The sequence below is a fragment of the Desulfurispirillum alkaliphilum genome (assembly GCF_055378285.1).
The window spans coordinates 1,079,744-1,100,162 of record NZ_AP042405.1 but is presented as its reverse complement, the minus strand read 5'-3'; the positions used below and the strand labels follow the sequence as shown (position 1 = coordinate 1,100,162).

The following is a 20,419-nucleotide window of genomic DNA, read 5'->3' as shown; positions in this document are numbered from 1 at the left end:
CCTGCAGGCGTCACGGGGTGGGGAATATGTTGACCAGTATGACAGGGTTCGGCAGTGGAGTCTTTGCGACCGAGGGCATCAGTGCCAGCTGCGAGATCAAGAGCCTGAATAACCGCTTCTTTGAGTGCTCCCTGCGAGCCAAATGTCCACCGCTGGGAGAGTTCGAACAGACTATCAAAAACCGGGTCAAGGAACGCGTGGCCCGAGGGCGCGTGGAGATATTCCTGAAAGTCTCCTTTCTCGACTCCTCGGCCCATGTGATCTCGCTGGATCGCGGCCTGGCCGATGAATACTACAAGACCTTCACGGAAATCCTCGACCGCTACGGGCTGGATCGCAATGTTCGACTGGAGGACTTTCTGCGCCTGGAAAACCTGCTGGATCGCGAAGAACGTATTCCCGATCGCCAGCTCTTCCAGCAGGCGTTGATGGCAGCACTGGACACGGCCCTGGATCGCCTGACCCAGATGCGCAAGCAGGAGGGAAAACTGCTGCAGGACGACATCCTCTACCGCCTGGATGTCTGTGAAGGTAAGATGGTGGAGATCGACTCCATGGCTTCCGATACCCCGCAAGCCCTGGTGGAGAAGTACCGCAGCCGCCTGAAAAAGCTGCTGGAAGATCATGGAATGGAAAGTGGCCTGGACGAAGGACGCATTGTACAGGAAGCGGCAGTGATCGCAGACAAGTCCGATGTCACCGAGGAAATAATCCGCTTCAACAGCCATGTACAGCAGTTCCGGGAGTACCTGCAGCTTGCCGACCCCGTTGGCCGCAGCCTCGAGTTTCTGCTGCAGGAGATGCAGCGTGAAATCAATACCATCTCCTCCAAGAGCGCCGACAGCCGCATCTCCCGCCTGAGTGTGGAAGTGCGCTCCGAACTGGAAAAAATACGCGAACAGGTGCAGAACGTCGAGTAGATCCCCGCGCGGGGAATCCTCAGAATGTGCTGTCCAGAAATACAGGAAGAGTCATGCCGAAAACTTTTTCCGGGAATATCCTTGTCCTCACCGCACCCAGCGGAGCGGGCAAGACCACTCTCAGCCGCATGCTGGTACAGCGCTATCCCCAGTGCCAGCTGAGCATCTCCCATACCACCCGTGAAGCCCGCCCCGGCGAGGTCAATGGCCGGGACTATTTTTTTGTGGAACTGGATGAATTCCTCTCCATGATTCAGGAAGGCAAGTTCCTGGAGTACGCCACCGTGCATGGAAACTATTATGGAACCTCGTTCCAGTACCTGCACCAGGCCATGGAACAGGGGATGAACGTCCTGCTGGATATCGACTACCAGGGGGCCTTCCAGCTGAAAAAGAAGATGCCCGAGGCCATCCTGGTGTTTATCCTTCCCCCCAGTCTGGAGGATCTGCGCGAACGCCTGACCTCCCGCGGTCGCGACGACGATGAAGTGGTGAAACTGCGCCTGCAGAACGCCGAAGAGGAAATCCTGCAGTACAGCCACTTTGATTACGTGGTGGTCAATGAAGACCTTGAACAGGCCTACGAACAGCTGGCCAGCATTCTCACCGCCGAGGAGCTGCGCAAGAACCGGCGGCGGCCGCTGAGCGAGCTGGCAGACATTCATATCGAAATCGCCCCCGAGGGGCAGTAACCCATACCCAGTGAAAATTTCCCAACAGGAGTGAGTGATGGCCTTCATCAATATTGAAAAGTGTCTCAAGGACTCGTCTTTTCTCAACAACCGCTTTGTACTGACCAGCGTTGCCGCGAAGCGCGCCAATGACCTGGCCCTGGTCAGGGATCATCCCATGATCTCCGACTCCAGCTACACCAAGTTTCCGACCCAGGCCCTTGAGGAAATCTCCCTTGGCCTGCTCAACGCAGAACGGGTTGAGGCTCCCAAGCACGACTGATGAACGTACTGCTCGGCATCTGCGGTTCCATTGCGGCATACAAGGCATGCGACCTGCTGCGGCTTTTCGTCAAGGATGGCCACAGCGTCAAGGTATGCATGACCACCAATGCCCGCCACTTTGTCACACCGCTCACCCTGGAGTCTTTGAGCGGTTCGCCGGTGTACACCGATGAGTTCGCCCTCGGTGTGCGCACCAATGCGGAACACATTGAACTGACCAAATGGTGCGATCTCTTTGTCATCGCGCCGGCCAGTGCCAGTGTGCTGGGGAAAATGGCTGCCGCCATTGCCGACAATCCCGTCAACACCCTCTATCTGGCCTGCCGCAAGCCCGTCCTGGTCGCCCCTGCCATGAATACCGCCATGCTGGAACATCCGGCCACAGGCCGCGCCATGGATCTTCTGCGTACCGATGGCGTCCACTTTGTTGAGCCATGGTGCGGTTCTCTGGCCTGTGGCGACATTGGTCGTGGCAAGCTGGCGCCCATTGAAGATATCTACGCCCACAGCCTGCATCTGCTGGAACCGCGTAAGGACTTCGCGGGCAAGCGCGTACTGGTCAGTGCCGGCCCCACCCGTGAACCCCTCGACCCCGTTCGCTACCTCTCCAACCACTCCTCGGGAAAAATGGGTTACGCCCTTGCCCAGGCACTGTACCAGCGAGGGGCTGAAGTCACGCTGGTCAGCGGTCCCGTCAGCCTGAGCGTCCCCTATGGCGTCCGGTGTATCCCCGTGGAGACCGCAACCCAGATGCACGCGGCCATCATGGAGCAGCGCCACCATGCGGATGTCATCATCAAAGCCGCAGCCGTTGCGGATTTTGCGCCAGCTGAGCCAGGGAGCATCAAGTGGAAGAAGACCCGTGAAGATGACGTGCCAACGCTCAGCCTGACCCGGAACCCCGATATTCTCCATACCCTCTGCCAGTCCCGCCAGCCGGGACAGTATATTGTGGGATTCGCTGCGGAAACCCACGACCTGGAGCGCCATGCCAGGGAAAAACTGCAGCGCAAGGGTGCCGATATGCTCATAGCCAATCTGGTGGGAGCCGACCACGGCGGCTTCGGCCGCGATGAAAATACCGTGGAGATCTTTACTCCCGCAGGCTCCCACGGCCAGTTTTCCGGTTCAAAAATTCAGGTGGCCCATGCCATACTGGATCAGGTGGCAATGCAATGCACAGTACCATAGACCGTCTGGCTTTTACCTATCTGACTCACTTGCGCTACTCTGGCCGCCCCCGCCTGAGCGTGCGCGATATCGCCGCACTGCGCTCCCTTTCCGACCCCGGACCCCGTTCTGCCAGCCGACCGCCGGTGTTCCAGCAGACGACCCGACCAGCAGCTGAACCTCCTCCCCGCCAGACCACGGCGCCTGCGGTCATCCCGTCCCAAGACAGCTGGCAGCGCCTGGAAGAGGATCTCAAGGACTGCCAGGCCTGCGCTCTGGCTCGCCAGGGGCGCAAAACCATCGTCATGGGCGAGGGCAACCGCCAGGCTGACATCATGCTGATTGGCGAAGGCCCCGGCTTTGACGAGGATCGTCTTGGCCGCCCCTTTGTGGGGAAGAGTGGCCAGAAACTGGATCAGATCATGCTGGCGGTAGGATTTCAGCGTGAAGAGTTGTATATTGCCAATGTGGTCAAGTGTCGCCCACCGGGCAACCGCAACCCCGAGCCGGGAGAAATTTCCATCTGCCAGCAGTTTCTCCAACGGCAGATCCGACTGGTGAATCCGCGCTTTATCCTGGCCCTGGGAAAATTTGCCGCCAATTTCCTCTACGGAGAAAGTGGCGCCCCCAGAACCCTGGGCAGCATGCGCGAGAAGATCCTTCAGTATGGGGATATCCAGGTAGTGGTGACCTACCACCCCTCAGCCCTGCTCCGCAATGAAAACCTGCGGCGGCCAGTATGGGATGATGTCCGCGTTCTGCGCAATCTCTATGACATGGCCCGGCAGGAGCCACTGCGCTTTCCGGCTGAGTTGAAATACCTGGTGGCACAGGATGTTGAATAGCTTGCAAAAGTTTCGCACCCCTTGACCCGGTCGTAAAGCGTCAAAATGATTGCTGTTTGCTGCGGGTAAACTCCTTCAATTTGCCCGCTTGACTCATTCGACATCCAGATTATGTGTCCATTGTCCTTTTTGACCGCGCAAAAAGGACGCAAAAACGCGCCCCCCGAACGCCCGTTTTTCCGGCTCGCCTGCTCGCCTGTTCTGGAGATCCGGCAGACACTGCATCCCTGCAGTGCTGCCGGACCACTCACTTCCTGTGAGTGTCCCGTTCGGGTCTTGCCAGCCAGGCTTCGCACTCACCGGACGGGCTCAGGGGGGGACGGTCTGCATCTGCCTTTCCCCCGTGTGCTGGCCCAGCCAGAACGCGAAGACTGGAACGCGATGGACCCGCAGGGTTGACGCCACGAGGGCGGCAACCGCAAACCAAAAGCCATGGAGGGCGGTTGTTTGCGGTCCCCAGTTCCAGGCAAGCGGACGGCTGATAAGGACAGCACTGGGGGTCGCTTTTGCGCCACTTTTGGCGACCCAAAAGTGGCAAATAACTCATAAAGAAGGTAAAGGTAATGCAAGCGACGCAGTCTGTAGAGAACCACTCCCCCTCATTTCAGCATGACAGCAGGGAAGACGCTAACAATCCGTTGTTTCGGTGATGCAAAAATTACGTAATTACTAAGTCTATATAAACAGGTGGTGAACCCATGAAACAAGCAGAGATTCTGGCCGTATGTACCAGCGAGAAGAAGGGGCAGCGCAAAAAAGATGTGGGCAGGGCCCAGCTGCAGGAAAATTTCGGGATAGTGGGCGACGGTCATGCCGGCGACTGGCATCGTCAGATCAGCCTGCTGGCCATGGAGAGTATCCACAAGATGATTGCGGCCGGCCTGACGGTTGGTCCGGGGGATTTCGCGGAGAACCTCACGACCACTGGTATTGAACTGCACACGCTGCCAGTGGGTGCGCGCATGCAGGTGGGCAGCGAAATTCTGCTGGAAGTCACCCAGATCGGCAAACTGTGCCATGAACGCTGCGCCATATTCTATCAGGCGGGTGACTGTGTGATGCCGAAGGAAGGGATTTTCGCACGGGTTCTGCACGGTGGCGAGATCAAGCGCGGCGACCAGATTGTGCTCCTGGAGCCAGCCTGAGCATCTGGAAATCTGCTGTTATTCGGGCAGGAAGGGTGTCTCCACTATATCTGGCAGCGGTTTCCCCACATAAAAGCCCTGGGAGTGCGATATCCCCAGCTCGCAGGCCTTTTCATGGACTTCGCGGCTGCAGACGTATTCCGCAATGGTCTGAATTCCCAGGCTGTTGGTGAGGTTGATGATGGCCTTGGTGATGGTGACGCTGCGGGGATCCTTATCCAGGTTCTTGATGAACATCCCGTCGATCTTCACGTAATCCGCCTGCAGATCCATAAGGCGGCTGAAGTTGGAGTGCTCGGCACCGAAATCGTCCAGGGCGATCTGGCATCCCAGCTCCTTGAGGGCCTGCAGCTGCTCGATGATGCCATGGGAAGCGTACACGCTGACCCCTTCGAGGATTTCAAAGACAACCTGTCCGGGGTTGACGTTATGGCGCTGAAAAGCTTCCTTCAGGTAGTCGACCAGATAGCCTTCCCGCAGATCCTCATCGATGATGTTGAGGGAGAACTGATAGGGTCTGCCGCTGAAATGGGCAAATGACTTTTCGACAATGCTCCTGGTGATGGCAGGCAACAGTCCTACCTGTTTGGCCGGCTGCAGGAACTGGAAAGGGGAGATGATCTCTCCCTGCTCCCAGATGCGGGCCAGGCATTCAAATTTTTCTATTTTTCCCGTCCGGTTATTGAGTATGGGCTGAAAGAACGGCACGACCGTCTTGTTTTCCAGGGCTGTGCGCAGCCGGTTCATCCAGTAGATATTGTTTTTCTGCTTGGCCTCCAGGGGGGACTTCCCCTGGTAGACGGCAATGCGGTTCTTGCCCAGCTCCCGGGTCTCCAACATGGCCACTTCAGCGTTGCGCAGCAGATCCCAACCCTTGCCTTCGGCGATAGACATGGTGAAGGTGATCTGCAGGTCTATCTGCTTCTTCTGAAGGCGGATGGGCGGAAGGAAGGCCTTTCGGATGACATCGTGGGCGAAGTCGCGGGCTTCGTGCACGGAGTAGCCGGGCAGCAGGCAGATGAACTCGTCGGAGGCAAAGCGGCACAGGTGAGCTCCGTGGCTCATGCACTCCTTGAGACGTCCGGCAATGGCAACCAGGGCTTCGTCACCAATGCTGTAGCCATAGGTGGTGTTGATGTGGCTGAAGTTATCGACGTTCAGCAGGATCAGCGTCGTGGTCTGCCCCGCATCGAGAATCTCCGCCAGCTGTACCCGATTGGGCAACCCGGTCAGGCGGTCGGAGGTCATCTCCTGGTTCAGCTCACGGGACTTGTCTTTGAGCATGCCGGCATACTGTTGTACCATCTCTTCCAGATACGCCCGGTACATGAAATTTTCCCGGTGCTCGCGGATGCGGATAGCGGTCTTGGTTAAGGTTTCCAGAAGCTGTTCCATATCCACGGGTTTCAGAATAAATCCGTCCACACCGTTCCTGATGGCCTTTGCGAAATAGGAGGTCTCGTTGTAGGCGGAAATGATGATAATGTGCTGATACGGATCGATCTTCTTGATTTCCCGCGCCATGGTGAGTCCATCCATGGCGGGCATCTGAATATCGGTTATCACAATGTCAACAGAATTATTACGGTAGATTTCCAGGCCTTCACGACCGTTGGTAGCCACCAGGACGTTGGGGCAGAAATGACGCAGCAGGGTAACCACGCTTTCACGGGAGATATCTTCATCCTCAACATAGAGGATGGTACTCTCCTGTAAAAGCTTCTGAAGCTCCTTCAGCTGTTCAGCGCCCATGGGGTTTCTCCTGGTTCAGTCAGTATCCGGGGATGGGGTCAGCGGTGTAGGGGCTGCGATCACCCTGTTCCACCACACAGGTGGTGTCTATGCCACCTCTGGTATTATAGATCGTGGCCACCTTCAGATATGCGGGCTGCAGTGCCGTCCAGAGATCCCCGAAGATGCGGCTGGTTGCCTGCTCCTGATAGACACCCACATTGCGGAAGCTCACCAGATAGTACTTGTAGCTTTTCAGCTCCACAATGGCCTTTTCCGGGATATACTCCAGGATAACGGTACCAATGTCCGGGAGGCCACTGAAGGGGCAGACGGCACTGAATTCCGCGCTTTTATACTGGATGAACTGACGGTAGCCCTCGTACTCGAAGGTTTCCAGGCAGCCGGTGTCAATGTGTGATGTGTCCAGAAAATCGTAGCTTCGTCCTTCAGCCTGCGCCATGGGAACTCCGTCACTGCTTTTTTGGGGAATCACAGGAAGCGCTCTGGGCCCGGCATTTTTGCTGCGCTGGCTCACTTTCCTGTGAATTGTCCAGATTGTCACAATACCACAGCGCCGGAGGGGGCGCAATAAATCAGTAACAGCTCTTGCCCGGCGAAGCCGGGGGTTATACACTCGGAAGAATTCGCGAAGGAGACTTCTTGCCATGGAAACAGATATCATATTCAGCGGAATGGAAAAGATTGCCCACAAAGTCCTGGCTGGCGAGCGCCTGGGGATGGCGGAGGCAGTGGAGCTCTATGACAGCCACAACCTTCTTGGCCTCGGCAGGATGGCTGACATCCTGAACCAGCGCAAAAACGGCGGACGCGTCTATTTCAATCAGAATCGCCATATCAATCACACCAATGTCTGCGTGAATCGCTGCCGGTTCTGCGCTTTCGGCAAAGACGCCTCGGCGCACGACGCCTACACCATGTCCCTGGAGAAGGTACTGGAAGCAGCTGCCAAGGCGCCTTCCACCGTAACGGAATTCCATATCGTGGGTGGACTGCATCCTGACCTGCCCTTTTCCTACTATACCCAGATGCTCAGCGCCCTGAAGAAGTCCTACCCCCACGTGCACCTGAAAGCATTTACGGCCGTGGAAATTGACTACTTTGCCTCCCTGACCGGATTGCGGGTGGAAGAGGTGCTGGAGGAGCTTATTGATGCCGGACTCGGCAGCATGCCCGGCGGCGGGGCGGAGATCTTCGCCGAAGAGGTGCGCCAGCGCATCTGCCCGGAAAAAATCAGCGGGCAGCGCTGGCTTGATATCCATGAAACCGCCCATCGCCTGGGCATTCACACCAACGCCACCCTGCTCTACGGCCACGTGGAGTCCTCTGCCGACCGCATCGACCACCTGGAGCGGCTGCGCCGCCTGCAGGACCGCACCGGCATGTTCCAGGCCTTCATCCCCCTCGCCTTTCACTCGGAAAACACCGATATCGTCAAGCAGGGCACGACGGGTGTGGATGACCTCAAAACGCTGGCCATGGCCCGGATATATCTGGACAACTTTGATCACATCAAGGCGTACTGGATTATGCTGGGTGAAGGCATAGCCCAGATCTCCCTCAGCTTTGGCGTCAACGACCTTGACGGCACTGTCGTCGAGGAGAAAATCACCCACGCTGCCGGTGCGAAAACCTCTGAGGCCATGGAAAAGGATCACCTGATCCACCTTATACGCAGCGCCGGCAAGATCCCCACCGAACGCACCACCCTCTATGAAATTCTGGAGGCTCAGCCGTGACCATTCGCCAAAGTGCCGTGGCGGGAATGTTCTACCCTGACAACCCCCGGGAGATCAGAGCCTTTCTCGACCATCATATGGCTGCTGCCACAGCACCCGTTGATGCCTGTGCCGTGGTGGTCCCCCATGCCGGGTGGATCTATTCTGGCCAGCTGGCGGCTCAGGTGCTGGCACGTGTGAGGGTGCCAGACACCGTGGTGATTATCGGGCCGAACCACACGGGCCTTGGCTCAGCCATCTCCATCTTTCCACCCGGCCTGTGGCGCACTCCGGTGGGCGATATCCCCGTTTCACCCCACGCCCGGACCCTGGCGGCACGCCTTGGCCTGACCTGCGACACCGCCGCCCACCAGCGCGAACACAGCCTGGAGGTCCTGCTGCCCATGCTGCACTACCGCAACCCCAGCCTGCAGATAATTGCCATAACTGTAGCAGGCGGCTCCCCGGAGGACGCCCGGGAACTGGCCCACACTCTGGAGGCAGAATTTCAGGGAGAAGACGTTCTGCTGCTGGCTTCCTCGGACATGAACCACTTTGAGTCTCAAGCCGTCTCTGACCGCAAGAATGCCCTGGCCATGGAGCGCATCGCGGCCCTGGACAGTCCCGGCCTGCTGGAAGTGGTGAATCGCCACAGAATCAGCATGTGTGGTGCCTTCCCCGTTGCCGTCGCCCTGGAAAACGCCCTGCTGCGCGGGGCTTCCCATGCCAGCCTGGTGGGCTATACCGACTCCGCCGCCGTAAGTGGCGACCATGATTCCGTGGTGGGATATGCAGGGTATATTCTGGCATAGTCAGGGACAAAGCTTTGGTGTATACTGCGCGATCAAGTTACAGATTATGGTGAACGCATGAGTGTGTTGCATTTTCAGCTTCTCATGGAAAACGGAGAAGATATGACGCCCCAGTCATCATATCTGGCCCGTCACTTCGGGAATACCGGTTTCCCCCCAATGGATATCTTTGAGACCAGCGAAGCCTATTTCCTGGAAATCGATCTGCCAGGCGGCATTGATCCGCAACAGGTCAACCTGAGCTATGGGGCGGGCAACCTGGTTATCCGGGGGAAACTGCCTCATCCGGCGCTGCCCGAGGGCGGACGCTACCTGCAGGTGGAGCGCCAGGCGGGACAGTTTCACCGCGTTGTGCATCTGAGTGCGCCGGTGCGCCCGCGCGACATATCCACCCGCTATGACCTGGGGGTTCTCACCATCACCATACCCAAAGAACACCATTACGAAATACAGATAGAGGAGCATTATGCAGGACAATAACCATCAGCGGGACGATGAACACAGCGATCATCAGGAGCATGTGCCCGAAACAGGCGCAAACACCGATGAGAAAACCGCCAGTCTGGAAGTGACTGAGGAGGCTCTGCTGGCCAATATCCCAACGGTCATGCCCCTGCTTCCCATTCGGGATATCGTCGTCTACCCCTTTATGTTGCTGCCCCTGTTCATCGGCAGGGATCTTTCGGTAAATGCCGTCAATAAAGCGCTGTCCAGCAATCGATACGTCTTCCTTTCCACCCAGAAAGATCCGAGTCAGGAGAACCCCCAGGAAAACGACCTGTACCGGACCGGCACCGTGGCATCCATCATACGTATGCTGCGCCTTCCCGATGGACGGGTAAAAGTGCTGGTACAGGGATTGCGCAAGGGCGTGATCGAGCAGTTTTTTGCCCGTGAAGGCTACCACGAAGTGGAGGTGCGCCAGTTCGACGACCTGCAGGTGAACACCAGCGGCGTGCGTACGGAAGCCCTTATCCGCAATGTCAAAGAGCACCTCGGCCAGATGGTACAGTACGGGCGCATGATCCTGCCCGATGTCCTGGCGCTCATTGACTCCATGGATGATCCGGGCAAACTGGCCGATATCGTGGCCGCCAACATGTCACTCAAGGTGGAAGACGCCCAGGAAGTGCTGGCGGAACCCCATCCGGTCAAGCGCCTGCGCCGCGTCTACGACCTGCTGTCCAAGGAGCTCAAGCTGCTTGACATGCAGATGAAGATTCAGACGGAAGCCAAAGGCGAAATGGACAAGCTGCAGCGGGAGTACTACCTGCGCGAACAGCTCAAAGCCATTCAGAAGGAGCTGGGAGACACTGACGATGTGGGCGAAGAGGTGCGGGAGCTGGAAGAGAAGATCAGCAAGGCCGGCATGCCCAAGGATGTCCACAAGGAGGCCATGAAACAGCTGGGGCGCTATCGCCGCATGCATCAGGACGCCTCCGAAGCCAATATCATCCGCACCTACCTGGAGTGGCTCATCGAAATCCCCTGGAAAAAGAAGACCAAGGATAACCTGGACCTGAAAAAAGCCATGCAGATCCTCAACGAAGACCACTTCGGGCTGCAGGACATCAAGGACCGCATTGTTGAATACCTGGGTGTCAAGAAGCTCAAGCCCGACATGAAAGGGCCCATCATCTGCTTCGCCGGACCTCCGGGAACCGGCAAAACCTCCCTGGGCAAATCCATTGCACGCGCCCTGGGACGCAAGTTCGTGCGCATCTCCCTGGGAGGCGTGCGCGATGAGGCGGAAATTCGCGGCCACCGTCGCACCTACGTGGGCGCCATGCCGGGCAAGATCGTACAGGGCATGAAGACGGCCGGAACCGTCAACCCCCTGTTCATGCTGGATGAGATTGACAAGCTGGGATACGACTACAAAGGCGACCCCTCCAGCGCCATGCTGGAAGTGCTGGACCCCGAACAGAACAACAGCTTCCAGGACCACTACATCGGCCTGCCCTACGACCTCAGCGGTGTCATGTTCATCTGCACCGCCAATAATGTGCACTCCATCCCGGCCGCACTGCGCGACCGCATGGAGATCATTGAGCTCTCCAGCTACACCGAAGAGGAAAAGCTGCAGATCGCCCGCAAGTACCTGATTCCCCGCCAAATGGAAGCCAACGGCATCAGCGAAGAGTATATCAACCTCTCCCAGGAAGCCCTGGAACAGGTGGTGCGCCAGTACACCCGCGAAGCGGGGCTGCGCAACCTGGAACGGGAACTGGGAAAGCTGTGCCGCAAGGTGGCGAAAAAAGTCGCCGATGGCCACAGAAAGATCCACCGCATCAGCGTCACCAACCTCCACCACTATCTGGGCACGCCAAAGTTCCTGCCCGATGAGGAGAACAAGGAAGACAATATCGGCGTGGTCAATGGCCTGGCCTGGACCCAGGTGGGCGGAGAAATCCTCCTGGTGGAAGTCGCCAGCATGTCGGGCAAGGGAAATCTGATGCTCACCGGGCAACTGGGGGATGTCATGAAAGAGTCTGCCCACGCGGCCCTGACCTATGCCAAGCACCTGGCCCTGGAGCTGAAACTGAAAACGGATATTTTCAGCAAACGTGACTACCACGTGCACGTGCCGGCGGGAGCCATACCCAAAGACGGGCCCAGCGCAGGCATCACCATCGCCACGGCCATCGTCAGCGACATCTGCCGCATTCCCGTACGCCATGACGTGGCCATGACCGGTGAAATCACCATCCGCGGCAATGTCCTGCCCATCGGCGGGCTGAAGGAAAAGGCCCTGGCAGCTGCCCGTGGAGACATCAGAACCATTATCATACCCAAAGGCAACGAAAAGGACCTGCGCGATATTCCCAAAAAGATACGCGATACACTGACGATACATGTGGTCAAGCACGTGCGGGAAGTGCTGGAAATAGCGCTGACCGAACCACTTGATTCGGTGGTACATGAGGATACAGAAGCGCCGGAGAGCTAACCGGCAGAGAGTCTACCTGCGACTGTGGCGACGGCGACTGCGCCCCTATGTGGATTTGCGAGGGTGGTACCAGCGCATCATCCACCTGGACGCGCCTCCCAAAAAGATTGCAATTTCCTTTGCGATAGGGGTATATATTGCATTTATCCCTCTGCTTGGTGTGCAGACGGCTTTGTCCATTGCGCTTTCATGGCTGTTGCGCCTGAACGTGGTAGCCGTTGTCTCCGGGTCGCTGTTCACCAATCCGGTGACTTTCGTCCCCCTTTTGTGGATAAGCTTTCACGCCGGAATGCTGGTCTATCCCTATGGAGAAAGCCAGGAGTTTGAGTGGACCTCCCTGGGCATGGACAATGTCCTTGAGGTGATGAAGCCCTATCTGATTCAGCTTCTGATCGGGCTTGGAGTGGTAGGGCTGTGCTGTGCAGCGGCTTCATATTTTTTGACTTTGTTTCTTATAAAGCGTTATCGGGAGCACCATGAAGGCAAGTAGTGGACAACAGACCAAAATTCTGGCTATCGGCGGCGGCAAAGGAGGGGTCGGCAAAACCCTGATATCATCCAACATCGCTATACTGCTGGCCAAATACGGCAAGCGCACTATCGTCATAGACGCTGATTTTGGCTGCAGTAACCTGCATACCTGCCTGGGAATGGGGAAACCCGACCGTTCCCTGGCGGATTTTGTTTCCAAGCCAGCTCGTATCAGTGACATGGAAGATGTCGCCGTTGAAACACCTTATCCCAATCTGCGGCTCATTTCCGCCCACGTGGACGTAACGCCGCTTATCAACATGCACCATGCCACGAAAGGCAAGTTCATACGCTCCGTCCAGAAGCTCAAGGCCGATTACGTCATTCTTGACCTGGGCGCAGGCAGCACCCAGGATCGCATTGACATGTTCCTGACAGCTGACTGGGGCGTCGTGGTGGTAACACCGGAACCCACCAGCGTGGAAAACGTCTACAGCTTTCTGAAAAACTGTATTTTCCGCATGACCATGGAACTGTTCAAGGGGAACTCCGTTATTACCGATATACTGAAGAAGTACGCCGAGAACCCTCAACAGACCTTCAAGACCCGCCATCTCATTGAGGAGATCGGGGAGTTCCGGCCGGAAATGGCTGAAAAGCTGCAGAGCACCCTGAAGGAAGTCCGTCCACTGATCATCATGAACATGGTCCGTGAAGACGGTGACCGCAGGGTCGGACAGGGCCTGGAGGAGATCATCCGCAAGTACCTGCTGCTGGAAGCGAAGTTTATCGGCTACCTGCCCTACGACATGGCCGTGGTACAGCATATGCGCGAAGCTCGTCCCGTGGCGGCAGCCGATGAGAACGCCACTTCCGTGAAGTCGCTCAAAAATATCGTCGGTCAGATCAATTTCATGAATAAAAACAGCGAAACACCGTAGGCGAGGGGGGATCATGACGACTCTGGAGCGCCAGCACCACGCGAGATCCGAAGAGCAGGAAAATATGGACAGCACCCTGCAGTTAGTTGGTTTCAAGCTGGGTGAAGAAGAGTACTGTATAGATATTCACAATATCCAGGAAATCAACAAGCGCATGCACATCACCCGGGTGCCCAAAAACCAGCCCTTCGTCAAGGGAGTCATCAACCTCCGCGGCAAGGTTATCTGTGTTATTGATCTGCGCAAGCGCTTTGGCCTTCCCGACAACTTCGACAACGACACCCGCATCATGGTGATCGACCTGGCCCATGAAACCATGGGATTCGTTGTGGACAGCGTGACAGAGGTCATACGAATTCCCGTGAACCGGGTTGACCCCACCCCACCTCTGATCGGACACATCAGCAACGAGTATCTGCTGGGCGTCGGCAAAACCGACAAGCGCCTGCTGATCATCATAGATCTCAACCGCGTTGTCGGCTTCAAAAACGAGAGTGGCCGCTACTATGAGAGCGAGCTTGAACGCAAGATAAAACGCGGCCAGGGAACCGCGATTGAAGAGGCCGTCGCTGTCCCGAAATCCGAGCCCAAGGCCGCCAAGCCAGCCCCCACGCCCGCACCGCAGACGCCAGTGTCAACTGCCATGGCCCCCGTGGAGGAAAGCACTCCTTCCAAACCAGCCCTCAGTGAAGACGAACTGGATAACCTTGATGATCTGATTGCCCTGGAGCTGAAGAAGCGCGAAGCCGAAGATGCCCAGAGACTGGCACAGCAGGTAGAAACCACCCCGAAAGTTGCCAGAGGCGGCGAAGAGGTTGTCAGCCTCCCTGCCGAAGAACAGGACGATCTTGACCAGCTGATCGCGCTGGAACTCAAGAAGCGTGAAGCCGAAGACGCCCGAAGGCTGGCACAGCAGCCAGAGGAAGAACCCGAGGAAGAATTTCCCCAGATGGGCGAAGAGCTCTCCAGCCTGCCCGCCGAGGAACTGGATGATCTTGACCAGCTGATCGCGCTGGAACTCAAGAAACGCGAAGCTGAAGACGCCCAGAGGCTGGAAAAGCTCCAGCAGATAGAACAGGAAGAGCCTGAAGAGGAAATGCCTTCCGACGACGGCACCCAGCGCATAGATGAGCTGATTGCCCTGGAACTGAAAAAACGCGAAGCCGAAAACGCACGTCGTCTGGCGGAGCTCGCCGAAGCAGAGGCTGCCGGAAAAAAGCCTGAACCACCGGGGGCGCCAAGCGAGCCTCAAGCCTCGGTGGAAGTTGAGGAATTGCCCGGGCCTGCTGCCGAGGTACCGCCAACATCTCCCGCTGCGCAGACAGCATCAGTATCCCCGGATCACAACGCCGTTCTCGATGGAGTGATGGGCGAACTCTCCCGTCAACAGGCCGAACTGGAAAAAATCATGGGGGAAACCTCCATGCGCATCAGCGAAGATGAGCTGGAGGAACTGGATACCCCCGATTCCCTCGCCGCTGAGCTTGAAGACCTGGACAGTATCCTGAACTCCGTTGAGAAGCAGGACATCGCCAGTGAGAACGGTGAGGACGAGTGGAATATCGAAACCGCCTTCCGCTGGCCGGGCACCGTCCCGAGCCGCTTTGAAGAAGACTTTGTCCCGGAGCCCCTGGAAGACATCCTGGACAAGGCGGACGAGCCGCAAAGTCCTGAAGAAACTGAAAAAAAAAAGCCCATAGCGGGCCGTGAGGATACCGAGCAGGAAGTGTCGCTCTACCTGGACGAACTCCTGGCAGGCAGCTTTTCCTCCGACTTCCATGGCGATCCCGAAATCGGCATGCTTCTTTCGCGCATCCAGTCGCTGCTCATTGCCAGTGAAGTGACTATCAATACCGCCAGGGAAGAAGTTCCCGCCATCATCTCCGCGCTCTATGACAGCAGCAAATACGCTGAACGCAGCACCAACCGGATCCTCGACCTTTCCGAGAAGATACTGCAGAGCAATAACGCCTTTCAGGACGAATTCACCGAAACCCGCGCCCAGTTCGGCGGCCTTGACAGCCAGCAGCGTCTGGAGAAAGTGCACGCGCTGGTCAAGGATGTGGATCAGTCCATTGACCACGTCTTTAACATCATGGGCGCCATGGAATTCCAGGACATCACCAAACAGCGTATCCAGAAGCTCAGCAAGAAGCTGCGCGACTTCAAGGCCACACTGGCCGACATGGATTCCCTGATCCCCCTTGGCGTGCAGGCATCAGCCTCTCAGCCAACGGCCCAGGAACCGTTCCCCTTCAGGCGGCCCGCTGAAGAGGAAGCCAAAATCGAGCGGGACCAGCACGCCGTCAACTCCCTGCTGCGCGAACTGGGCATTGAATAAAACGATAGAGCACAGAGAAAACTGAACAAAGGATAGAACACCCATGCTATGCATCACGCTCCCCGACGGTACCCAGAAACACTTTGAACACAGCCCGGTGACTCCCATGGAAGTCGCCCTGTCCATTGGCAGGCGTCTGGCCAAAGATGCCGTTTCCGCCCGTGTAGATGGTGTCCTGGTTGATATGAATACCCCCCTGACGGCAGATGCCACTCTGGAAATCATCACCGCCAGCTCCGCCGAAGGCCTGGACGTACTGCGCCACTCTGCCTCCCATATCATGGCCCAGGCCGTCAAGGACCTCTTTGGTGGCGACAAGGTGAAAGTAGCCATCGGCCCCTCCACCAGCGAAGGCTTCTACTACGACTTCGATATGGAACACCGCCTCGTGCCCGAGGATCTGGAAAAGATTGAAACGCGCATGGCGGAAATCGCCGCCGCTGACCAACCCTTCGTGTGTCGCAAAATGGAACGCGCCGAAGCCATAAACACTTTCAAGCAACAGGGAGAACTCTTCAAAGTGGAGCTCCTGCAGCAGGATATTCTTGATGACCAGGTGGGGATCTATCAGCAGGGCAGTTTCCTGGACCTGTGTCGCGGTCCGCACATTCCCAGCACTGGAAAGCTTGGCGCCGGCAGCTTCAAACTCCTGAGCATCGCCGGGGCCTACTGGCGTGGAGATGAAAAGCGGCCCATGCTGCAGCGCATCTACGGAACCGCCTTCGCCACGGAAAAAGAGCTCAGGGAATACCTGTTTTTCCTGGAAGAAGCGAAAAAGCGCGATCACCGCAAGCTGGGCAAAGAACTGGATCTGTTCCACTTTGACCCGGAAGTGGCCGTGGCCTCACCATTTTTCCACCCCAAGGGAACCGTGGTCTACAACCAGCTGCTGGAGTTTATCCGCGAAATGTACCGCTACTACGGGTACGGCGAAGTGATCACGCCCCAGGTCATGGATGTGGAACTGTGGAAGCGCAGCGGCCACTATGACAACTACGTGGAAAACATGTACTTCACGGAGCTGGATGGGCAGCATAACGCCCTCAAGCCCATGAACTGCCCTACCCACGTGATGATCTATGGCGCCTCAAGCCGCTCATACCGCGACCTGCCCGTGCGCTATGCCGACTTCGGCCGCCTGCACCGCTACGAACGCAGCGGGGTAGTCCAGGGGCTGACGCGCGTACGCACTTTCTGCCAGGACGATGCCCATATTTTCTGCCGTCCCGATCAGATCGAAGACGAAATCAAAAATCTGATTGACTTAATCCTGAAAACTTATAAAGTATTCGATTTTGAGGATATCGCCATCGGCCTGTCCACACGGCCCGAAAAAAGTATCGGCAGTGACGAGATATGGCAGAAGGCTGAATCCGCTCTGGCAGCGGCCCTGAACAGCCTTGGCGTGAAGTTTTCCATCAATGAGGGCGATGGCGCCTTCTACGGTCCCAAGATCGACTTCCAGGTTCGCGACGCCATCCGCCGCTCCTGGCAGCTGGCCACCGTGCAACTGGACTTCTCCATGCCCCAGCGCTTTGGCGCCAGTTACGTGGATGAGCAGGGACAGCGCCAGGCACCGGTTATGATTCACCGCGCCGTGCTGGGCTCCATTGAACGGTTCATGGGCCTTTATCTGGAGCATACCGCGGGAGCCCTGCCCTTCTGGCTGGCACCGGTGCAGTGCAGTATCATTCCCGTGAATGATGAACTGCTGCCCTTCTGTCAGCAGCTGCGCCAGACACTCACCCGTCTTGGCTATCGAGTGGAAGTGGATGCGTCCAGTGAGTCCATGGGCAAGAAGATTCGACGCAGCCAGACCCAGAAGCACCCCTACACCCTGGTGGTGGGAAAAAAGGAACTGGAAGAGCGGATCTTCGCGGTGCGCGCCTACGGGCACAAAGAGACCTTTGCCAGCAGCTGGGAAGAACTGCTGGAGCGATTTCACCAGGAGAACAACCGGGCCCGTCTGGCGATGGGCTACCATGTGGCACCAGCCCACATCATCGGTTTCCCCTAACGTGGCATACGCCTTCGGGCTTTGCAATATATCAGGATCGGCTCACCCACAACATCACAGGAGGTTTACGTATTAGCAAGGATCAGCGTCCAAAGATCAACGAGGAAATCAGAGCCACGGAAATGCGTGTTGTTCTGGACTCAGGCGAAATGCTGGGTGTCCTCACCCGAGAAGAAGCGCTAGAAGCGGCGCACAACAGGGGCCTTGACCTGGTCGAAGTCGCCCCGGCCGCAAAGCCACCGGTCTGCAAGATCATGGATTTTGGCAAATTTGCCTATGAGCAGTCCAAAAAGCAGAAGGAAGCCAAAAAGAATCAGAAGCTCATCGTCATCAAGGAAGTGAAATTTCGCCCCAAGATCGAGGAACATGACTACAACTTCAAGTTGAAGCATGCTCAGCGTTTCCTGGAGGACGGTGCCAAGGTCAAGGTGACCATCATGTACCGTGGCCGCGAAATGGCCCACACCGAGATAGGCCGCGAGATTCTGAACAAAGTGGTTGCCGATATGGAAGGACTGTGCACCGTGGAAGCTCCTCCCAAACTGGAAGGACGCAACATGACCATGATGCTGGCGCCGGTAAAACCCAAATAACGGAGATAAGCATGTACAAACTGAAGACCAAAAGAGCTGCCGCCAAGCGCTTCAAGGCGACTGGCAGTGGCAAGATACGACGAAACCAGGCGTTTATGCGCCATATTTTGACGAAAAAGTCCTCCAAGCGCAAATCTCAGCTCAAGAATCCCGCACTGGTTGCTGCCGTTGACGTTCCCAACGTCAAGCGCATGATCCCGTACGCGTAAGAAAGAGGTGAACACATGCGTGTAAAAGGTGGATTCGTCACACGACGTCGTCATAAAAAAGTTCTCAAGCAAACCAAGGGCTACCGCGGCGGCCGCAGTAACCTCTTCCGTATGGCCAATACCACACTGGTACGGGCCCTGAATTTCGCTTTCCGCGACCGCAAGGTGCGCAAGCGCGAATTCCGCCGTCTGTGGATCATCCGCATCAACGCGGCTGTTCGTCCCCACGGCCTTTCCTACAGCCGATTTATGCACGGTCTGAAACAGGCACAGGTTCATCTTGACAGGAAAGTCCTTGCCGATATGGCCGTCAACAGCCCAGCCTCTTTTGATGCGGTTGTCCAGAAAGCGAAAACCGCTATATCCTGAAGCATGGTGCCGTGATTGTTGTTGAGGTACTCTAAGCCGTTTTCCTGAAAGAAAAAAAGATGAAAGCCTGTGCCCATGAATTTCGTGGGCCAGGCTTTTTTTATCATAGGCGCCCTGCCTTCGCATTGAGCAGATCGCCATTGGGGCAGCCAAATTTTATCAGAATGTAAAGCAGGTGATTCCATGAAAGAGCAACTTCTCACCATCGAAAAAGAAGCCTTAGAGAGCATTCAGCAGGCCGCCAGTTCAAAGGAACTGGGTGAGTTGCGGATACAGTACCTGGGAAAAAAGGGCCTGGTGGCCGCAGCTATGCAACAGCTCAAGGACATTGCCCCCGAAGATCGCCCGGCCATGGGCAAGGTGGTCAATGAGGTCAAGGAAGCCATCAGCCGCAGCCTGGAGGAAGCCCTGCGCATCTGCGAAGAACGGGAGCAATCTGCCGCTCTGGAGCGCGAGCGCCTTGACGTCACGTTGCCAGGAATTACCAGCGGCACCCTCGGAGCACTGCACCCCCTGACCCGAGTGATGCACGAAATCATCGCCATATTCGGCAGCCTGGGTTTCACCGTCAAGGAAGGGCCGGAAATCGAAATGGACTTCTACAATTTCGAAGCCCTCAATATCCCCAAAAATCACCCTGCCCGCGATATGCAGGACACCTTCTACGTCTCCGAGGAGATACTGCTGCGCACTCACACATCACCGGTTCAGGTGCGCACCATGCTGGAACAGCAGCCACCCGTGCGCATCATCGCACCGGGCAAAGTCTACCGCTGCGACAGCGACATCACCCACACGCCCATGTTCCATCAGGTGGAGGGCCTGCTCATCGACACCACCACGACCTTCGCCGACCTCAAAGGTGTGCTGGAATACTTCTGCAAAGCCATGTTCGGTGAACACACCGCCGTGCGCTTCCGCCCGTCCTTCTTCCCCTTCACCGAACCCAGTGCCGAAGTGGACATCCAGTGCGTCATGTGCCGGGGAGCCGGCTGCCGCGTCTGCAAGGAGACCGGATGGCTGGAGATCCTCGGCTGCGGCATGGTGGATCCCAACGTCTTCGACGCCGTCAAGTATGATCCGGAAATCTACCAGGGCTTTGCCTTTGGCATGGGAGTCGAGCGCATCACCATGCTCAAATACGGAATCAACGACCTGCGACTCTTCTTTGAAAATGACCTGCGCTTCCTGAAGCAGTACCAGTAATAGA

20 protein-coding genes are annotated in these 20,419 nt (G+C 56.9%); 18 read left to right on the top strand and 2 right to left on the bottom strand.

Features of this window, described 5'->3' with window-relative positions; translation table 11 throughout:
• Window positions 1-26: 26 nt before the first annotated feature.
• The 6 genes from ACZ46I_RS05060 (at window position 27) to ACZ46I_RS05035 (ending at window position 5,036) form a co-directional block, all read left to right on the top strand.
• Window positions 27-920 carry a YicC/YloC family endoribonuclease gene (locus ACZ46I_RS05060; protein WP_013506998.1) on the top strand — a complete coding sequence of 298 codons (894 nt, stop codon included), beginning with the start codon at window positions 27-29 and terminating at the stop codon, window positions 918-920.
• Window positions 921-973: 53 nt separating this feature from the next.
• Window positions 974-1,612 carry a guanylate kinase gene (gmk, locus tag ACZ46I_RS05055; RefSeq protein ID WP_464281644.1) on the top strand — a complete coding sequence of 213 codons (639 nt, stop codon included), beginning with the start codon at window positions 974-976 and terminating at the stop codon, window positions 1,610-1,612.
• A 37-nt stretch (window positions 1,613-1,649) separates the two neighbouring features.
• Complete coding sequence (rpoZ, locus tag ACZ46I_RS05050; protein ID WP_013507000.1) at window positions 1,650-1,874, top strand: DNA-directed RNA polymerase subunit omega; 225 nt, start codon at window positions 1,650-1,652, stop codon at window positions 1,872-1,874.
• On the top strand, window positions 1,874-3,067 hold the full coding sequence (gene coaBC, locus ACZ46I_RS05045; RefSeq protein WP_013507001.1) for a bifunctional phosphopantothenoylcysteine decarboxylase/phosphopantothenate--cysteine ligase CoaBC: 1,194 nt from the start codon (window positions 1,874-1,876) through the stop codon (window positions 3,065-3,067). The genes rpoZ and coaBC overlap by 1 nt, the downstream gene beginning before the upstream one ends.
• Complete coding sequence (locus ACZ46I_RS05040) at window positions 3,052-3,891, top strand: uracil-DNA glycosylase (protein WP_464281643.1); 840 nt, start codon at window positions 3,052-3,054, stop codon at window positions 3,889-3,891. The genes coaBC and ACZ46I_RS05040 overlap by 16 nt, the downstream gene beginning before the upstream one ends.
• Window positions 3,892-4,589: 698 nt before the next feature.
• Window positions 4,590-5,036: an MOSC domain-containing protein gene (locus tag ACZ46I_RS05035; RefSeq protein ID WP_464281642.1), complete on the top strand. Its 447-nt coding sequence runs from the start codon at window positions 4,590-4,592 to the stop codon at window positions 5,034-5,036.
• 18 nt (window positions 5,037-5,054) lie between these two features.
• Here the strand turns inward: ACZ46I_RS05035 and ACZ46I_RS05030 are convergent, their stop codons facing one another.
• Window positions 5,055-6,788 carry a putative bifunctional diguanylate cyclase/phosphodiesterase gene (locus ACZ46I_RS05030; RefSeq protein WP_464281641.1) on the bottom strand — a complete coding sequence of 578 codons (1,734 nt, stop codon included), beginning with the start codon at window positions 6,786-6,788 and terminating at the stop codon, window positions 5,055-5,057.
• Between the two features lie 19 nt (window positions 6,789-6,807).
• Window positions 6,808-7,230: a preQ(1) synthase gene (queF, locus tag ACZ46I_RS05025; protein ID WP_464281640.1), complete on the bottom strand. Its 423-nt coding sequence runs from the start codon at window positions 7,228-7,230 to the stop codon at window positions 6,808-6,810.
• A 205-nt stretch (window positions 7,231-7,435) separates the two neighbouring features.
• Between queF and mqnE the strand changes: the two genes are divergently transcribed.
• The 12 genes from mqnE (at window position 7,436) to pheS (ending at window position 20,415) form a co-directional block, all read left to right on the top strand.
• On the top strand, window positions 7,436-8,527 hold the full coding sequence (gene mqnE, locus ACZ46I_RS05020; protein ID WP_464281639.1) for an aminofutalosine synthase MqnE: 1,092 nt from the start codon (window positions 7,436-7,438) through the stop codon (window positions 8,525-8,527).
• Window positions 8,524-9,318 carry an AmmeMemoRadiSam system protein B gene (gene amrB / locus ACZ46I_RS05015; RefSeq protein WP_013507007.1) on the top strand — a complete coding sequence of 265 codons (795 nt, stop codon included), beginning with the start codon at window positions 8,524-8,526 and terminating at the stop codon, window positions 9,316-9,318. The genes mqnE and amrB overlap by 4 nt, the downstream gene beginning before the upstream one ends.
• 57 nt (window positions 9,319-9,375) lie before the next feature.
• Window positions 9,376-9,798 (top strand): Hsp20/alpha crystallin family protein, encoded by a 423-nt coding sequence (locus tag ACZ46I_RS05010; protein WP_013507008.1) that lies wholly within the window; start codon window positions 9,376-9,378, stop codon window positions 9,796-9,798.
• Complete coding sequence (lon, locus tag ACZ46I_RS05005; RefSeq protein ID WP_013507009.1) at window positions 9,785-12,268, top strand: endopeptidase La; 2,484 nt, start codon at window positions 9,785-9,787, stop codon at window positions 12,266-12,268. The genes ACZ46I_RS05010 and lon overlap by 14 nt, the downstream gene beginning before the upstream one ends.
• Window positions 12,240-12,758: a DUF2062 domain-containing protein gene (locus ACZ46I_RS05000; RefSeq protein WP_464281638.1), complete on the top strand. Its 519-nt coding sequence runs from the start codon at window positions 12,240-12,242 to the stop codon at window positions 12,756-12,758. Before lon ends, ACZ46I_RS05000 begins: the two co-directional genes overlap by 29 nt.
• Window positions 12,745-13,680: a nucleotide-binding protein gene (locus tag ACZ46I_RS04995; protein WP_226508129.1), complete on the top strand. Its 936-nt coding sequence runs from the start codon at window positions 12,745-12,747 to the stop codon at window positions 13,678-13,680. Before ACZ46I_RS05000 ends, ACZ46I_RS04995 begins: the two co-directional genes overlap by 14 nt.
• Window positions 13,681-13,693: 13 nt before the next feature.
• Entirely contained in the window at window positions 13,694-16,021 is a 2,328-nt protein-coding gene (locus ACZ46I_RS04990; protein ID WP_464281637.1) for a chemotaxis protein CheW, read from the top strand.
• Between the two features lie 43 nt (window positions 16,022-16,064).
• Complete coding sequence (thrS, locus tag ACZ46I_RS04985; protein ID WP_464281636.1) at window positions 16,065-18,038, top strand: threonine--tRNA ligase; 1,974 nt, start codon at window positions 16,065-16,067, stop codon at window positions 18,036-18,038.
• A 71-nt stretch (window positions 18,039-18,109) separates the two neighbouring features.
• Window positions 18,110-18,631 carry a translation initiation factor IF-3 gene (infC, locus tag ACZ46I_RS04980; RefSeq protein WP_083806053.1) on the top strand — a complete coding sequence of 174 codons (522 nt, stop codon included), beginning with the start codon at window positions 18,110-18,112 and terminating at the stop codon, window positions 18,629-18,631.
• 11 nt (window positions 18,632-18,642) lie between these two features.
• Window positions 18,643-18,840: a 50S ribosomal protein L35 gene (gene rpmI, locus ACZ46I_RS04975; RefSeq protein WP_013507015.1), complete on the top strand. Its 198-nt coding sequence runs from the start codon at window positions 18,643-18,645 to the stop codon at window positions 18,838-18,840.
• Between the two features lie 15 nt (window positions 18,841-18,855).
• Window positions 18,856-19,209 (top strand): 50S ribosomal protein L20, encoded by a 354-nt coding sequence (gene rplT / locus ACZ46I_RS04970; protein ID WP_464281635.1) that lies wholly within the window; start codon window positions 18,856-18,858, stop codon window positions 19,207-19,209.
• Between the two features lie 183 nt (window positions 19,210-19,392).
• Window positions 19,393-20,415: a phenylalanine--tRNA ligase subunit alpha gene (gene pheS / locus ACZ46I_RS04965; RefSeq protein WP_464281634.1), complete on the top strand. Its 1,023-nt coding sequence runs from the start codon at window positions 19,393-19,395 to the stop codon at window positions 20,413-20,415.
• Window positions 20,416-20,419: the final 4 nt, after the last annotated feature.

Bases quoted from the DNA above. Each gene is read 5' to 3' on its own strand.
- rpoZ (WP_013507000.1), top strand. From the start codon at position 1,650: ATGGCCTTCATCAATATTGAAAAGTGTCTCAAGGACTCGTCTTTTCTC.
- pheS (WP_464281634.1), top strand. From the start codon at position 19,393: ATGAAAGAGCAACTTCTCACCATCGAAAAAGAAGCCTTAGAGAGCATT.
- lon (WP_013507009.1), top strand. From the start codon at position 9,785: ATGCAGGACAATAACCATCAGCGGGACGATGAACACAGCGATCATCAG.
- ACZ46I_RS05000 (WP_464281638.1), top strand. From the start codon at position 12,240: ATGAGGATACAGAAGCGCCGGAGAGCTAACCGGCAGAGAGTCTACCTG.
- coaBC (WP_013507001.1), top strand. From the start codon at position 1,874: ATGAACGTACTGCTCGGCATCTGCGGTTCCATTGCGGCATACAAGGCA.
- ACZ46I_RS04990 (WP_464281637.1), top strand. From the start codon at position 13,694: ATGACGACTCTGGAGCGCCAGCACCACGCGAGATCCGAAGAGCAGGAA.
- mqnE (WP_464281639.1), top strand. From the start codon at position 7,436: ATGGAAACAGATATCATATTCAGCGGAATGGAAAAGATTGCCCACAAA.
- ACZ46I_RS05030 (WP_464281641.1), bottom strand. From the start codon at position 6,788: ATGGGCGCTGAACAGCTGAAGGAGCTTCAGAAGCTTTTACAGGAGAGT.
- rplT (WP_464281635.1), top strand. From the start codon at position 18,856: ATGCGTGTAAAAGGTGGATTCGTCACACGACGTCGTCATAAAAAAGTT.
- ACZ46I_RS05010 (WP_013507008.1), top strand. From the start codon at position 9,376: ATGAGTGTGTTGCATTTTCAGCTTCTCATGGAAAACGGAGAAGATATG.
- ACZ46I_RS05060 (WP_013506998.1), top strand. From the start codon at position 27: ATGTTGACCAGTATGACAGGGTTCGGCAGTGGAGTCTTTGCGACCGAG.
- ACZ46I_RS05035 (WP_464281642.1), top strand. From the start codon at position 4,590: ATGAAACAAGCAGAGATTCTGGCCGTATGTACCAGCGAGAAGAAGGGG.
- gmk (WP_464281644.1), top strand. From the start codon at position 974: ATGCCGAAAACTTTTTCCGGGAATATCCTTGTCCTCACCGCACCCAGC.
- rpmI (WP_013507015.1), top strand. From the start codon at position 18,643: ATGTACAAACTGAAGACCAAAAGAGCTGCCGCCAAGCGCTTCAAGGCG.
- ACZ46I_RS04995 (WP_226508129.1), top strand. From the start codon at position 12,745: ATGAAGGCAAGTAGTGGACAACAGACCAAAATTCTGGCTATCGGCGGC.
- queF (WP_464281640.1), bottom strand. From the start codon at position 7,230: ATGGCGCAGGCTGAAGGACGAAGCTACGATTTTCTGGACACATCACAC.
- ACZ46I_RS05040 (WP_464281643.1), top strand. From the start codon at position 3,052: ATGCACAGTACCATAGACCGTCTGGCTTTTACCTATCTGACTCACTTG.
- thrS (WP_464281636.1), top strand. From the start codon at position 16,065: ATGCTATGCATCACGCTCCCCGACGGTACCCAGAAACACTTTGAACAC.